15 protein-coding genes are annotated in these 15,379 nt (G+C 62.0%); 10 read left to right on the forward strand and 5 right to left on the reverse strand.

Annotation, left to right across the window (positions count from 1 at the left end; genetic code table 11):
* Positions 1-35 precede the first annotated feature (35 nt).
* The 9 genes from MPN20_RS01765 (at position 36) to MPN20_RS01805 (ending at position 9,060) form a co-directional block, all read left to right on the forward strand.
* The gene (locus tag MPN20_RS01765; protein ID WP_242778738.1) at positions 36-905 is read left to right on the forward strand and encodes an AAA family ATPase; all 870 of its coding nucleotides are present in this window, start codon (positions 36-38) and stop codon (positions 903-905) included.
* An 8-nt stretch (positions 906-913) separates the two neighbouring features.
* Positions 914-1,831, forward strand: coding sequence for a ScpA family protein (locus MPN20_RS01770; protein ID WP_242778741.1), 918 nt, complete (start codon positions 914-916; stop codon positions 1,829-1,831).
* Positions 1,828-2,460, forward strand: a complete 633-nt coding sequence (gene scpB / locus MPN20_RS01775; protein ID WP_242778744.1) for an SMC-Scp complex subunit ScpB — start codon at positions 1,828-1,830, stop codon at positions 2,458-2,460. Before MPN20_RS01770 ends, scpB begins: the two co-directional genes overlap by 4 nt.
* Before the next feature lie 18 nt (positions 2,461-2,478).
* Positions 2,479-3,339, forward strand: coding sequence for a pseudouridine synthase (locus MPN20_RS01780; protein ID WP_347566786.1), 861 nt, complete (start codon positions 2,479-2,481; stop codon positions 3,337-3,339).
* Entirely contained in the window at positions 3,336-4,514 is a 1,179-nt protein-coding gene (locus MPN20_RS01785) for a prephenate dehydrogenase (protein ID WP_242778747.1), read from the forward strand. Before MPN20_RS01780 ends, MPN20_RS01785 begins: the two co-directional genes overlap by 4 nt.
* On the forward strand, positions 4,511-5,170 hold the full coding sequence (cmk, locus tag MPN20_RS01790) for a (d)CMP kinase (RefSeq protein ID WP_242778750.1): 660 nt from the start codon (positions 4,511-4,513) through the stop codon (positions 5,168-5,170). Before MPN20_RS01785 ends, cmk begins: the two co-directional genes overlap by 4 nt.
* Positions 5,167-6,678: a ribosome biogenesis GTPase Der gene (der, locus tag MPN20_RS01795; protein ID WP_242778753.1), complete on the forward strand. Its 1,512-nt coding sequence runs from the start codon at positions 5,167-5,169 to the stop codon at positions 6,676-6,678. Before cmk ends, der begins: the two co-directional genes overlap by 4 nt.
* Positions 6,679-6,937: 259 nt before the next feature.
* Complete coding sequence (locus tag MPN20_RS01800) at positions 6,938-8,311, forward strand: AI-2E family transporter (RefSeq protein ID WP_242778756.1); 1,374 nt, start codon at positions 6,938-6,940, stop codon at positions 8,309-8,311.
* Positions 8,312-8,439: 128 nt separating this feature from the next.
* On the forward strand, positions 8,440-9,060 hold the full coding sequence (locus MPN20_RS01805) for an L-threonylcarbamoyladenylate synthase (RefSeq protein ID WP_242778759.1): 621 nt from the start codon (positions 8,440-8,442) through the stop codon (positions 9,058-9,060).
* A 321-nt stretch (positions 9,061-9,381) separates the two neighbouring features.
* On the opposite strand, the gene MPN20_RS01810 is transcribed toward MPN20_RS01805, so the two are convergent.
* The 5 genes from MPN20_RS01810 to MPN20_RS01830 all read right to left on the reverse strand — a co-directional run bounded on the left by MPN20_RS01810 (position 9,382) and on the right by MPN20_RS01830 (position 14,201).
* On the reverse strand, positions 9,382-10,086 hold the full coding sequence (locus MPN20_RS01810; protein WP_242778762.1) for an ABC transporter ATP-binding protein: 705 nt from the start codon (positions 10,084-10,086) through the stop codon (positions 9,382-9,384).
* Entirely contained in the window at positions 10,086-10,859 is a 774-nt protein-coding gene (locus MPN20_RS01815) for an ABC transporter ATP-binding protein (protein WP_242778765.1), read from the reverse strand. Before MPN20_RS01815 ends, MPN20_RS01810 begins: the two co-directional genes overlap by 1 nt.
* Positions 10,856-11,911 carry a branched-chain amino acid ABC transporter permease gene (locus MPN20_RS01820; RefSeq protein WP_242778768.1) on the reverse strand — a complete coding sequence of 352 codons (1,056 nt, stop codon included), beginning with the start codon at positions 11,909-11,911 and terminating at the stop codon, positions 10,856-10,858. The genes MPN20_RS01815 and MPN20_RS01820 overlap by 4 nt, the downstream gene beginning before the upstream one ends.
* On the reverse strand, positions 11,908-12,774 hold the full coding sequence (locus tag MPN20_RS01825) for a branched-chain amino acid ABC transporter permease (protein WP_242778771.1): 867 nt from the start codon (positions 12,772-12,774) through the stop codon (positions 11,908-11,910). Before MPN20_RS01825 ends, MPN20_RS01820 begins: the two co-directional genes overlap by 4 nt.
* A 206-nt stretch (positions 12,775-12,980) precedes the next feature.
* Entirely contained in the window at positions 12,981-14,201 is a 1,221-nt protein-coding gene (locus MPN20_RS01830; RefSeq protein ID WP_242778774.1) for an ABC transporter substrate-binding protein, read from the reverse strand.
* A gap of 422 nt (positions 14,202-14,623) precedes the next feature.
* Here MPN20_RS01830 and fabG point away from each other — a divergent pair, with 422 nt between their 5' ends.
* The gene (fabG, locus tag MPN20_RS01835) at positions 14,624-15,367 is read left to right on the forward strand and encodes a 3-oxoacyl-ACP reductase FabG (RefSeq protein WP_242778777.1); all 744 of its coding nucleotides are present in this window, start codon (positions 14,624-14,626) and stop codon (positions 15,365-15,367) included.
* Positions 15,368-15,379 lie beyond the last annotated feature (12 nt).

A 15,379-nucleotide genomic window follows, 5' to 3' on the forward strand; every position in this document is an offset into this window, starting at 1 on the left:
GGATCGAAGAGCAACGAAAGGTGGCCATCCGAGTGATGAATACGCAACAGGCGTTGGATATCCCCAATGCGAAATCAGCTGAAGCCGAGCAGCAGGATTTCGCCGAACCGGCACCGCTGGATTCTCATGGGCCCGCCCGCATCATCGCAATGGTCAACCAGAAGGGCGGCGTCGGCAAGACGACGTCGTCGATCAACCTCGGTGCGTCGCTGGCCGCCTACGGACGCAAGATGCTGCTGGTCGATTTCGACCCGCAGGGCGCGCTGTCGGTGGGCCTGGGTGTCAACCCCTACGATCTCGAGATCAGCATCTACAACCTGCTGATGAGCCCCCGTATGGACCCGCACGAGGTCATCGTCAGCACCGACTTCGAGAACATCGACATCCTCCCGGCCAACATCGACCTGTCCGCCGCTGAGGTCCAGCTCGTCGGCGAGGTCGCCCGCGAACAGATCCTCTCGCGGGTGCTGTCCAAGGTCGCCGACGAATACGACGTCATCCTCATCGACTGCCAGCCGTCCCTTGGCCTGCTCACCGTCAATGCGCTGACCGCCGCGCACGGCGTGATCATCCCGCTCGAAACCGAATTCTTCGCGCTGCGCGGTGTGGCACTGCTCGTCGAAACCATCGAGAAGATCCAGGACCGGCTCAACCCGTCACTGGTGATCGACGGAATCCTCGCCACGATGTTCGACTCGCGGACCCTGCACTCGAAGGAAGTCATGTCACGCGTGACCGAAGCCTTCGACGACAAGGTCTTCGACACGGTCATCAACCGCACTGTGAAGTTCCCCGATGCCTCGGTCGCGGCCGAGCCGATCACGAGCTTCGCGCCCAAACATGCAGGATCGGCCGCGTATCGGCGTCTGGCCAGGGAGCTCATCGCCCGCGGAGGCGCACCCTGAGCGAGACCGTGCACGAGGGGTTCCAGGTCGAACTGGAGAACTTCTCCGGTCCGTTCGACCTGCTCCTCGGGCTGATCTCGAAGCGTCGTCTCGACGTCACGGAGATCGCCCTCGCCGAGGTGACAGATGAGTTCATCTCCTACACGACCGAGCTCAAGGACAAGGCGAGTCTCGCCGAGATCTCCCAGTTCCTCCTCGTCGCGGCCACCCTGCTCGACATCAAGACCGCACGTCTGCTGCCGCACGAAGAGGGCGAGGACGAGCTTGATCTTGAGCTCCTCGAGGCCCGTGATCTCCTCTTCGCCCGGCTTCTGCAATACCGCGCCTACAAATCGGTGAGCAGATTCTTCGCCGACGCGATGGCTGCCGGATCGGTCAGAGCACCCCGCAGCGTCGGGCTCGAGGAAGAGTTCCAAGACGTGCTCCCACCACTCGAGCTGCACATCGGTCCCGGGGAGCTTGCGGGAGTGTATGCAACCGTCCTCCAACGTGATCACACGCCGCCTAGCGTCGCAGTCGACCACATCCACCTGCCGCTGGTCAGCGTCTCCGAGCAGCGCGGACACATCCTCGGTCTGCTGCGGACCGGCGATCTCGACTTCCAGCAGCTGCTCGACACTGCGGACAACACCTTGGTCGTCGTCGCCCGATTCCTGGCACTGCTCGAACTGTTCAAGGTCGGGCTCTGCGACTTCGCTCAGGACGAACCGCTCGGGCCTCTCCTCATCTCCCGCACCGAATCCACCATCGACGGAGTGGACCTGCGGACCGAGGGGGAGTGGAGCGCCGAGGATGATGAGAGCGACGACCCAAGCGCAGGACCATCAGAGGCCGACGCTGGGCCAGACGCCGCAGACGCTGGGCCAGACGCCGGACCACCAGCCGCAGACGCCGGACCTGACGCACGAGAAGAGGAACCGCGATGATCGACGACGAAATTCTGGCCGGGATCGAAGCGGTGCTCATGATCAGCGATGCCGCGGTCTCCGCGGCCGAGCTGGCCAGCGCCCTCGGCCTCGACGAGGACACCGTCGATGAGGCGATTGCGACGCTCAAGGCCGACTACGACGGAGACGAGGATCACCGGCAGCGCGGATTCGAGATCCGGCTGGTCGCGGGCGGCTTCCGCATCTTCTCCCGCGGTGACTACCACGAGATCGTCAAAGACTTCCTGACCTCGGGCCAGAGTGCGAAGCTGTCCCAGGCAGCACTCGAGACGCTTGCCGTCATCGCCTACCGCCAGCCGATCTCACGACCACGCATCGCAGCCATCCGCGGCGTCAGCGTCGACGGCGTGATTCGGACCCTGCTGCTGCGCGGACTCATCGTCGAGGCGGGGAAGGAAGCGACCACCTCGGCGCTGCTCTACACGACCACGCACCAGTTCCTCGATGCGCTGGGAATGAACAGCATCGACGATCTCCCGGAGATCGCCCCGTACCTGCCCGAGGATGCCGATGTGGCGGAATTGGGTGCCGACAACACCGAAGTATTGGCCGCGGTCGACGCCGAGATGTCCGATCACGACGATGAGATGTCACGAGATGGCGATTGATTTGAGAGAATGGACTACATGAGTCCATATCGTGATCCCCGAGCGCCTGGCGGGCGCCAGAACCGACCGACCCGAAAACAGCGGGCCAGCACCGGTTCCAAGAGCACCACACGTGCCAAGTCCAGTCAGGGCGCGGCCTCTGACGCCCATGTCAGCGACGGTGTGAGGCTGCAGAAGATCCTCGCCGAGGCGGGTCTGGGCTCGCGTCGTGCGTGTGAGCAGCTCATCCTCGACGGTCGCGTTGAGGTCGATGGTTCCCTGGTTACGGAGCTGGGCACCCGAATCGACCCGGAAACGCAGTCCGTGTACGTGGATGCGATGAGAATTTCGACACAGACCGCGAAGGTCTACCTCGTGCTCAACAAGCCGGCCGGCGTCGTCTCGACGATGGACGATCCCGACGGCCGCCCGTGCCTGGCCCACTACGTGAACAACCGCACCGAGCGGCTCTTCCACGTCGGACGCCTCGACACGGAGACCGAGGGTCTCATCCTGCTCACCAACGACGGGGAGCTGAGTAATCGACTGGCCCACCCGCGCTATGAGATTCCGAAGACCTACCTGGCTCAGGTCAAGGGCCAGCTGGCCAAGGACGTGGGCTCACGCCTCAAAGCTGGCATCGATCTCGATGACGGGTTCGTCAAGGTCGACCAGTTCAAACTCGTCGACTCGACTCCCGGCAAATCGGTCGTCGAACTGACGCTGCACTCGGGCCGCAACCGAGTCGTGCGCCGCCTGCTCAAAGAGGTCGGTCACCCGGTCGAACGCCTCGTGCGGACCAAGTTCGGTCCCATCACCCTGGACGAGCAGAGGCAGGGCAAGATCCGCCCGCTGCGTTCTGACGAGATCGGCGAGCTCTTCGAGGCCGTCGGCTTGTGAGAGTCCACATCATCGGCACCGGTCTTCTGGGCGCGAGCCTGGGGCTGGCGCTGAGTGCACAGAATCACTACGTCACCCTCGAGGACACGTCGCCGACTGCACAGCAGCTGGCCGCCGACCTCGGGGCTGGCGAGCTGGTCGCGGACACAGCACAGCTGTTCACAGCGCCGGCGAACACAGGGTTGGACAGCACCGCGCCGGACAGCGCCACGCCATCTGCCGCTGCCCATGTGAACGACGATCCCGATGTCGTCGTGGTCGCCACGCCTCCGGACGTGGCCGCTGAAGTCATCGCGGCAGCACTGGCTACGTATCCGAACGCCACGGTCACTGACGTCGCAAGCGTCAAGACTCGACTCCTCGAGTCGGTGCGCGAGCTCGTCTCGGCCTCTGACCTCGCCCGCTACATCGGATGTCATCCGATGGCCGGTCGGGAGAAGTCCGGGGCGATCGCGGCTCGGTCGGATCTGTTCACCGCCCGACCATGGGTGATCTGCTCGGATGAGGACACACCGTCGGACCGCCTCGGCGAGGTCATCGCCCTGGCGGAGGCCACCGGTGCCTCGGTCATCCATCTCGACCCGCGCATCCACGATGCCGCGGTCGCGAAGGTCTCCCACGTGCCGCAGGTCGTCGCATCGCTGGTCGCCTCGCAGCTGCGCCATGCGCCGCTCGAGGAGGTCGCACTGGCCGGTCAGGGACTGAGAGACGTCACTCGGATCGCTGCCTCGGACCCGCGTCTGTGGACGCAGATCCTGGTGGGCAACGCCGAGGAGGTCCGTTCGGTCCTCGTGGATCTGCGCACGGAACTCGATGATGTCATCACGGCACTCGAGCTCGGCCCCGGGTCGACCGGGGAGCTCGCGAAGGCGATCGCGCTGGGCAATGAGGGACATGATCGGATCCCGGGCAAGCACGGGCAGGCGCCGACCAAATATGCTGTTGTCACGATCCTGGTTCCGGATACGCCCGGGACCCTCGCGCGGCTGTTCAAGGACATCGGTGATCTGGACATCAACGTCGAGGACTTCCGGATGGATCACTCACCGGGTCGCAAGCTCGGAATCGTCGATGTCTCCGTGGTGCCGGCCACCCAGCAGGAGCTCGAAATCGGTTTGTTGTCGAAGGGATGGCAGATTCCCGAATCAGCCATCGAGAAAGAAGGAATTGCATGAGCGTCGTCGCCATTGACGGACCCAGCGGAGTGGGCAAGTCCAGCACCGCCAAAGAAGTCGCCCGCCGGCTGGGATACCACTACCTCGACACGGGTGCCATGTACCGGGCAATGGCCTGGCTGTGCCTCAACCGGGGCGTGACCGACCCGGTTGATGTCCTCGAACAGGTGCGGGGCGTCGATCTGGAGATCTCGACCGACCCGGACGAGTTCTTCGTCTCCGTCGACGGAATCGACGTCAGCGAGGAGATCCGGGAAGCCGAAGTCTCCGAGAACGTTCAGACGGTCTCCGGCGTCATCGATGCTCGCGAAGAGCTCATCGACATGCAGCGAACCATCATCGCCGCGGCGCCCGAGGGCATCGTCGTCGAAGGACGTGACATCACGACGGTCGTCGCTCCCGACGCCGAGGTCCGCATCCTGATGACCGCCCGTGATGACGTGCGCGTGGCCCGCCGGGCCAAGGAAATGCACGGAAATGCCGACGCCGAGGCGATCGCCGCCACACAGTCACTGGTCACCGGCCGTGACGCCAAGGACTCCGCGACGACGAGCTTCCTCGAAGCCTCTGAAGGTGTCTACACACTCGATACCAGCGACATCGACTTCGACCAGGTGGTCGAGACGGTGCTGACGCTGGTGAAGGACTCACAATGACAGAACCAGAATTCCACGAAGCACCCGACGATCACCTGGTCGAGCGTCTTTCGAGCATCAGCGATGAAGAGGCGGAGAAGAGGGCGACCGCCCTCGAGGCCGGACTTGAGAGCTATGACCTCGAAGACGAGGACCGGGCGCTGCTCGATGCCTACGGGTTCGAGGCCGAAGAAGAGGAGACGAGGGGAGCCGACCCCGTGCTGGCCGTCGTCGGTCGGCCGAACGTCGGCAAGTCGACCCTTGTCAACAGGATCCTCGGCCGGCGCGAAGCTGTTGTCGAAGACGTTCCCGGTGTCACCCGCGACCGCGTGAGCTATCGCGCGGAGTGGAACACGAAGGAGTTCAGCCTCGTCGACACCGGCGGTTGGGATTCCGACTCGAAGGGCATGGCGTCGCGAATCGCGATCCAGTCCGAGGTCGCCGTCGACATGGCTGATGCCGTCCTGCTTGTCGTCGATGCGACGACCGGGCCGACTGCGACCGACGAGATGGTCGTGCGGATGCTGCGGCGCAAGAAGAAGCCTGTCATCCTCGCTGCGAACAAGGTCGATGACGAACGCGGTGAGCTCATGGCCGCCGAGCTGTGGGGCCTGGGCCTGGGGCAGCCGTGGACTGTGTCCGCGCTGCACGGTCGGGGAGTCGCAGACCTTCTCGACGAGGTGCTCAATATCCTGCCCGAGGTATCGGGCGTTGAGACTCGGATCGAAGAGGGCGGACCGCGCCGGGTGGCGTTGGTCGGTCGACCGAACGTCGGCAAGTCCTCGCTGCTCAACCAGCTGATCGGCTCCGACCGCGTGCTCGTCGACAATGTCGCCGGAACCACTCGTGACCCGGTCGACGAGCTCATCGAGCTCGGCGGGAAGCAGTGGCGTTTCGTCGACACCGCAGGCATCCGCCGTCGTGCCCACCAGGCCAGCGGCGCCGACTTCTATGCTGCACTGCGGACGCAGACGGCGTTGGAACGAGCCGAGGTGGCTCTGGTCCTTCTCGAGGTCCAGGAACCGCTGAGCGAGCAGGACGTTCGGATCGTGACGACGGCTGCCGAGGCCGGTCGTGCGATCGTGTTGGCGTTCAACAAGTGGGACCTCCTCGACGACGAGCGCCGTTACTACCTCGAACGCGAGATCGAGCGCGACCTCGCTCACGTGGCGTGGGCACCCCGGGTCAACATCTCGGCGAAGACCGGACGGCATGCCGAGAAGCTCGTGCCTGCTATGGAAGCTGCCCTTGAGGGTTGGGACATGCGCATTCCGACAGGACGGCTCAACGCGTTCCTCGGCGAGCTGGTTGCGGCGAACCCGCACCCGGTGCGTGGTGGCAAGCAGCCGCGAATCCTGTTCGGGACGCAGGCTCAGTCCAGGCCGCCGAAGTTCGTGCTCTTCACCTCTGGATTCCTCGATCCGGGCTACCGTCGGTTCATCGTCAGGCGACTGCGCGAGACCTTCGGCTTCACCGGAACTCCGATCGAAGTATCGATGCGCATTCGCGAGAAGCGCAAGCGTCGCTGAGTGAATGTGGGGTTGTCATCGGTTCGGCCAGGGTGCTGAGCCGGTGACAAGTGCGTTGGTGAGCTGGCGGCAGCCGGGCTGGTGAATCGGCGATTGTGCTGAATCTGGTGCGGCGAGCTGGCGGCAACCGGGATGGTGAACCGGCGGCAACCGGGCTGGTGAGCTGGCGATTGTGCTGAATCTGGTGCGGTGAGTCTGGGTGTGCGGCGGAGACGCTGCGTATCTGGTGGAGTCGCTGAGTGAACGACAAGGACGTTGAGTGAACAACGAAGATCAGGTGGTCGAGGCGCAGCGACCGTGGCATACGAAACCGCCGGCCCGGGCGCTCATCATCGCTCTGACGGTTGCCGGGTTCGCCTATGCGCTGATGTTCTTCAGGGGACTGCAGGACATCGTCGCCCCGGTGTTCCTGGCACTGAACTTCTACATCGTTGTCTACCCTCTGCAGAAGTATCTGACCCGGCTGAAGGTGCCGCGTGCGATCGGCGCCTGCGTGTCGGTAGTCCTCGTGCTGTGCATGATCCTGAGCTTCTTCGGACTCACGGCGTGGTCGGTGGCCGAGCTGGTGATCCTGATTCCCAGCTACGGCGACAAACTGGTGGCGACGTATCAGAGCTCGTTGTCCTTCTTGTCGGACATCGGGGTGACATCCTCGGTGCTTCAGCAGCAGTTCCAGCAGTTCAACGTCAGATCTGTTATCGATGCGATCTATCCGGTCCTGACCAATGTGTCGCTGGTCGCGGGACTGCTGACAACCGTGATCATGGCTGTGTTTTTCGTTGCCATGGATTCGATGGGAATCGACAAACGAATGCGGCTGCTCGTCGCTGAGAAGCCGTCGCTGGCATCAGCGATGGGCGGTTTCGCCAGTGGTGTCCGCCGCTATTGGATCGTGGCGACGATCTTCGGTCTCATTGTGGCTGTTCTCGATGTCATCGCGTTGGCGATCATCGATGTCCCGCTGATCTGGGTGTGGGGCGTACTGGCGTTTCTGACGAACTACATTCCGAACATCGGATTCGTCATCGGTCTCCTGCCGCCTGCGCTGCTCGCTCTCGTCGATGGGGGCTGGCAGTCGGCGCTCTGGGTCGTCATCGCCTACAGCGTGCTCAACTTCGTCATCCAGGCGATCATCCAACCGAAGTTCACCGGCGAGTCAGTAGGTGTGACGCCATTGGTGTCCTTCCTGTCGCTGCTGTTCTGGGTGTGGGTCCTCGGGTGGCTGGGAGCTCTGCTGGCTCTGCCCGCGACGCTGCTCCTGAAGGCATTTCTCGTCGACGCCGATCCACGCGCCAGGTGGGTCAATATTCTCTTGGCTTCTGACCCGGACACGGCTCGACCCCGATCGACAGCCGATGCGGCGGAGGTCGCCTCCGACTCTGATATTGGCGCTGGCGTTGGTGCTGGCTCTGCAACTGCAACTGGTTCTGTCGCTGCAACTGCAGCCGGCTCCGGCTCCGGCTCCGGCTCCGGCTCCGGCTCCGGCGCTGGAACCGGTGCCGCATCCGACTCTGGGGCAGATACCCCGTCCGCGGCTGCCGGAGAGTCTGCGGCTGCCGGAGACACTGCGGCTGCCGCGGAGTCTGCGGCTGAGTCTGACGCCGAGACTGGTTCAGGGCGGGACTCAGAGTAAGGCTCTGCTCAAGATCAGCATCCGTTTGAGGCCCTGATTCAGAGCTGGCGACTCGCCCCGGCGGGATTGCGATGGAAGATGTCGCGCGATTCGCTCGCCACCGGCACCGTGTGTGGTTAGCATGAAGTATGGCGACACTACTGAATATTCATCCTGAGAATCCGCAGACCCGTTTGATCGATAAGGCCGTGCAGACCCTGCGCGATGGGGGACTGATCGCCTATCCCACGGACTCGTGCTACGCATTGGGCTGTGCTTTGGATAACAAGGCGGGGATCGAGCGCATCACTCGAATCCGACAGCTCGATTCGAAGCACCACTTCACACTCATGTGTCATGACTTCGCCCAGTTGGGACAGTTCGTCATCGTCGACAACTCGGACTTCAGAGCAATCAAGTCGATGACTCCCGGGCCCTACACCTTCATCATGAAGGCCACCAAAGAGGTGCCGCGACGGATGATGCATGCGAAGAAGCATTCGGTCGGTGCCCGCATCCCGCAGAACGTGACCGCTCTGGCGCTGGTCGAGGCGATGGGGGAGCCCATCCTGTCGTCGACCCTGCTGTTGCCCGGAGCAGAGGATCCGTTGACTCTTGCTGATGACGTGATGGAACAGCTCGGCAACGACGTCGATGTGGTCATCGAGTCCGGTGTTCCTGGCGTCGTACCGACCTCTGTCATCGATTTCACCGGTCGATTCCCAGAAGTTGCCCGAGTCGGTTCCGGAGACGTGTCCCGCTTCGAATGATCTGCAGTACCCGGCTCAGGCCCGGGCAGACATACGCGCGGGCATTTCCACGCTCTAATTTCTAGTCGCGAATTTCTGCTCGTGGACGCTGTGAAGCGGCACGAGGGGTGGGGCAAGCCTCGGCTCAATCGCCTCGGCAATGCCGCCACCCCTCGCTATAACCTCGGCGTGCTCAACGATCACCTCGGTGCTTCATGCGTACTCAACGATCACCTCCGCGTTCCATGAGCACTCAACGATCACCTCGGCGCTTCGTCTGCCTCTCGCAATCGCACGGCAGCGCCGCCAGGTTGGGAACGCAGGCTTAGGAGGCCAGTGCGTTCACAGACCGAGGTAGGCGGCCTGCACATCGGGGTTGTGCAGCAGCTGATCGGCATCGCCTTCCAGTACCACGCGGCCTTCAGCCAGAACGTATCCTCGATGTGCGATCGCGAGGGAGGCTTTGGCGTTCTGCTCACTGAGGAGGACCCCGATCCCATTTCTGTTGATCTGGGCGACTGATTCGAGTACCTGATCGACGACAATCGGAGCCAGACCCATGGACGGCTCATCCAGGATCAGGAGGCTGGGATCGGACATCAGAGCCCGCCCGATCGCGACCATCTGCTGCTGCCCGCCCGAGAGCGAACCGGCAGGGTCGGATGCCTTCTCCCTTAGGATCGGAAACAGATCTAGCACCTCGGCGAGGATTTCTTCCGTACGGGCCCGATTCCGGTGCGGATAAGTGCCCAACCGCAGATTCTTCTCCACCGACATCTTGCCGAACAGATGCCGACCTTCGGGGCAATGCGCGATTCCCCGCTTGACGATGGAATTCGCCCGAGCCCGCTGGATAGCCTGATCGTTGTACTCGATCGTTCCAGTTCGAGCGCGCAGAAGACCGCTGATGGTCTTGAACAGCGTCGTCTTTCCTGAGCCGTTGGCCCCCAGTATCACTGTCAGCTCACCGGGCTTGGCCGTGATGCTGACACCGTGGAGGACATCGATGGCGTCATAGCCGACGCTGACATTGTTCAGAGTGAGCATCAGTTCTCCTCATCCTTGGCGGATCCCAGGTAGGCCCGGATCACGTCTGGATTGCTTTGGATCTCCTCAGGTGTGCCGATGGCCAGTTTCTGACCGTGGTCGAGCACGAGTATCTTGTCGGCCAGGTCCATGATCATCGACATCTTGTGCTCCACCAGCAGCACGGATACCCCGCGTTTGGGCAGAGACCGGATGAGGTTGCCGAAGTCGGTGGTCTCCTCTTCAGGGATTCCACCGGCAGGCTCGTCGAGCAGAATCAGCTCCGGCTCGGTCGCCAGTGCCATGGCGACAGCCGTTCGCTTCTGCACTTCCTGCGGCACGTTGGAAGCCAAGTCATTCCGGTACTCTGAGACACCGCAGAATTCGAGTGCCTCGAGCGCAGTGTCGTGATTGATCTTGGTCTCGCGACGATGCCGAGGGGTATGGAATATCGCGTCGAAGACGTTGGACTTCGAGCGGACGATGCGGCCGGCCAGGACGTTCTCCAGCAGAGTCGTGTCATCGAAGAGGTGAGTCGTCTGGAAGGTGCGTGCGATTCCATCAGCAACGGTCGAGTGCGGAGACGACTGGGTGATGTTGCGACCGTTGAATGTCACCGTCCCCGAGGTGGGGCGGTAGAAGCCATGGACGAGGTTGAAAAGCGTTGACTTGCCGGCGCCGTTGGGGCCGATCACTGCCGTGATCTGGCCGGCCTCGACGTCGAGATCGACATCTTTGACGGCGTCGAGACCGCCGAAGCGCTTTCCCAAACCGTGGATTTCGAGCAGCATCATTTGGTCCTCTCGGCATGGGTGGACGCCGAGGCGTCCGTGGTGTCATGAGGCGCAGACGACTTCGAGTTCGCTTCGCTGCGGGCCGCTTCGACTCTCTTCTTCCGATTGCGCTTGTCGACGAAACCGCCGAGGTATCCGACGATGCCGCGGGGAGCGAAGATCACAAGAGCGATGATGATCGGTCCGAGAACGATGAAGCGGTAGGCCTGGAAGTCCTGGAAGAACTCGAACAGATACGTCACGATCATGCTTCCGACCAGTGGCCCGGCCACGGTTCCCATTCCACCGACGAGGATGAACATCAGGAACTCGAAGGTCTTGTCCACTGATGCCGCATCGGGTCCGATGAAGCCGACGACGGTGGCATAGAAGGCGCCGCCGACACCTCCCAACACCGCTGAGGCTGCGAACGCCAGCTGTTTGCTCATTCCGACGCTGACTCCGATGGCATCTGCCAGGTCTTCGCTGGTTCGGATCGTCAGCAGTGTGCGGCCGACGCTCGAACGACGAATCGCGAAGGTGATGTACACGGTGACGAGGAGGACGACGAAAACGAGATAGAACATTGCCGTCGGGGTGCTGAAGTCGAGGATCCCGCCGCCTTCGGGGAATTTCACATTGTTGACTCCCGAATGCGCGTGCGTCACCGACTCCCAGCGACTGATCGTCAGGTAGATGATGAAGCCGATGGCCATGGTGAAGATGGCGAAGTATTCGTCCTTCGTGCGCAGCGCGATCAGTCCGGACAAGTAGCCGATGACGGCTGTGCCAACGACCGCAGCAGCGAACGCAGACCAGAACGACCAGTCATAGTCGGTGGTGAGCAGGCCTACTGCGTACGCTCCGATGCCGAAGAAGCCGCCCTGGGCAAGAGAAAGCTGTCCAGTGAAGCCGAGGATGATGTTCATGCCGTATACGGCGATAGCCGAACACAGCCCGACGGTGACCACTCGCATGATGTAGTTCTCGTTGCCGAAGACCACAGGGGTCAGGGCGAGCAGAAGCAGGACAACGAGGGTGCCGATGACGCGTGGATTCTTCAGTCCGTTCATCGTTGCACCGCCTTTGAGAACAAGCCTGTTGGTTTGATCGCCAGCACCGCCACCAGAACGACGAAGGCGATGACTTCGCCGACCGCGGACGAGATATAGGTCGAGGTCATCGTCTCGGCGATAGCGAGGACGAAGCTGCCGACGATGGCGCCGGGCAGGGAGCCCAGACCGCCGAGGATGATGATTGCGAACACCTTGAGGTTGAGCGAGTCACCCATCGTGGGTGAAAGCAGGTTGATCGGTGCCACCAGGCCGGCGGCGATGGTGACCAACAGTGCAGACAGGCCCAACGTGAGCATGGCCACCATGCTGGGGTTGATGCCGACGAGGGCGGCGCCGGTGCGGTCCTGCTCAGTCGCCTCGATGGTCTGTCCGTGGATCGAGCGTTTGATGAACCAGGTGAGCAGCGCGAGCACGACGACCGCAGTCACGATGATCACGATGCGCTGGGCTGAGATCTCTGCGCCCAGGATGTGCAGACTTCCGGAGATCGGAGTCTCCATGCGACGGAAGTCAGCACCCCAGATAGCCTGTGCCACCGCCTGGAAGAAGAACATCGCGCCGATCGCTGCGATCATGTGGTGCGTGTGAGGTGAGTTCTGCAGCGGGCGGAAGACCAGCCGTTCGAGAAGGATTCCGAGACAGAACAGGACGAGGGCGGCTATTCCGATGGCCGCCACATACGGCACTCCGACTGTGGTGAGGAAGAAGTATGTGACATAGGCGCCCAGCATATAGAGCGAACCATGCGCCAGGTTGGGGATGCGGAGTACGCCGAAGACCAGCGTCAGTCCGATGGCGGCCAGGCAGTACACGCCGCCCAACGCAAACCCGTTGAAGAGCTGTTGGATGAAAAGTGTCATTTGTGTGAGTCCTCATAAGGCGTCAAGGCGAGAGCGGGTGGGGTATGACGTTCATACCCCACCCGGAGAGATGCCGGTTTCAGCCGGGGAAGGCCGGGAGAGCCGGTTGCCACCGAAGGCGGTGCCAGCTGTAGCGGCGCTGCCAGATGTAGCGGCGATGCCGGCGGTGCCGGCGGAGACGCTGCCGGCGGTGCCGGTTGTAGCGGCTACTTGGAGTCGGATACCTGTTCGACCGGGAACTTCTCGAACTTCTCGTCGTCGTTGAGGTAGGTCGCTTCCAGCTCGGGGTTCTTCAGATGCCCCTGGTCAGAGATCTCGGTCGGGAAGCCGTTGACTTTGTACTTGTCATCGACCTTGCTGAGCGCATCCGGTATAGCCGCCCGGATCTTCTCCGGATCGCTGGTGGTGCCCGCAAGTTCAATGGCCTTGGCGATGATGGCCATGCTCTGGTAGTTCAGCGCCGTTTCGCTGGTGGCGACCTTGTCCTTGCTGGTCTTCTCAGCGAACTTCTTGAGGAAGTCCTGCGTGCCGGGATCTTCGTATTCCTTGACCGGGAGCACGCCGACCGCGTTCGTCAGGTTCTTGAGTTTGGTCACCGTCCCCATTTCGTCGAGCTTGGCCTGGTCCATGACGAGGAAGCTGCCCTTGAAGCCCTGCTTTCTGGCCTCTTCCATGATCAGTGCCGTCGGCTGTGAGGGGCCGCCGACGAAGATCGAGTCCGGTTTCTCAGCGAGTGCCTTGGAGACTGGTCCAGCGAAGTCTGACACGGTGGCGTAGTCGATGCTGTTGTCGCTGCCGATCTCACCGTCGGCCTTCTTCCAGGCATCAGTGATGGACTTCGTCCATTGCTGGCCGTATTCGCTTTGGGTGCCCATCAGGGCGAGTTTCTTGCCGCCGTGCTTCATAGCCTGCTCGGTGAAGGGCTTGGCATACGACTCGAAGTTGGGCGGGATCATCATCGTCAGCGGGTTGTCGGACTGCACGATTGCCGGATCCGAGGTGTACGCGGAGATCATGAACTTGGATCGACCGTTGTTGATCTGCTGGATTGCTTTGATAGCTCCGGCGTTAGGGGACACGACGACCGGTGCTTTGTCCTGATCTGCCAGGCGCTGCGCGTTGCTGGCCGCTGTCGACGGCGCGTACTTGTCATCCAGTGACTTGAGTTCGATGGTCACCTTCTTCCCATCGACTTCCAGTCCGTCCTTGTTGAGATCGTCAACGGCCATTTCGAGACCGACCTTGACGTTCTCGCCATACGCGGCGCCTCCGCCGCTCAATGGGCCTGTGTAACCGATGACGACGCTTTCGGCGTCGCCGGAGTCGGAGCCACCGCTTGATCCACAGGCAGTGGCGGTCAACGCAAGTACTCCCATGACGGCAGTCGCCAGAATGGGACGGCCTACCCTACGCGGAACTGAGTTCATCTTTTCTCCTTTGAAAAGTGGGGCGGAGCAACGGTGCTCCTAAAGGTCGGCAGGACGCCGGAACAGGAACCCGAACACGATCTGATCGAGTGATCGATAGCGGGCTATAAGGAACCTATCCAATCTTCGAATGTGATGTCAATCATATCCGATGCATTATCTGAACGTTCGTGAATTTGGTTCGACGACCGGTCTGACATGGTGGGCTGGATGAGAAACTCATTCCCGGTTCAGCGGTGGATGAAAGCTTGTCGTGCTTAGGGGAGCGTGTTGTGGCCCCGGCTGTCATTCCTGTCCGTGATCCATTTTCTGAGCAATCAATCGTTCAGTGGGATTTGTGGTCTAGAGTGGGAGCAACGGCGGGTGAGGTGCATCACTCTCGCTGCAAACCAATCACGAACCATCGTTTCGGAGGATTTTCTATGACTCGGACAGCAATCGTCACCGGCGGCGGCCGCGGAATCGGAGCAGCCATTGCCCAGCGGCTGGCTTCAGATGGAATGAACGTCGCAGTTCTCGATATGGGCCCCACGGAAGAATCGGTCAAAGCCATCGAGGCCGCTGGAGTCCAGGGGCTCGGGCTTGAGGCGGATGTCTCCGACGAGGCGTCGGTCCAGGCCGCGGTGGAGAAGGTGGCGCAGACTCTGGGCGCGCCGACCGTTCTGGTCAACAACGCGGGCATCCTGCGGGACAACCTGCTGTTCAAGATGACCCACGAGGAGTTCCAGAAGGTCCTCTCCGTTCACCTCGGCGGATCGTTCCTGATGACCAAGGCTGTGCAGTCGTACATGGTCGAAGCGAAGTTCGGTCGCATTGTCTCCATGTCCTCGACTTCGGCCCTGGGCAATCGCGGACAGACAAACTACTCGGCGGCCAAGGCCGGTATTCAGGGCATGACGAAGACCTGGTCGATCGAGCTCGGAAAGTTCGGAGTCACTGCAAACGCAATTGCGCCCGGATTGATCGAAACCGACATGACGAAGTCAACTGCCGAACGCATGGGAGTCGACTACGAGGACTTCACCAAAGCCGCGGTTCAGCAGATTCCTGTCGCGCGAACGGGCCAGCCTGCGGATATCGCACACACCGCATCGTTCTTGGCGTCAGAAGGAGCCGGGTTCGTGTCCGGACAGGTCATCTACGTTGCCGGCGGTCCTCGAGGCTGATCCGTGCTCGAT

Origin of the sequence: Brevibacterium sp. ZH18, from assembly GCF_022748595.1 — a bacterium.
In the GTDB taxonomy this organism is placed as follows: Bacteria; Actinomycetota; Actinomycetes; order Actinomycetales; family Brevibacteriaceae; genus Brevibacterium.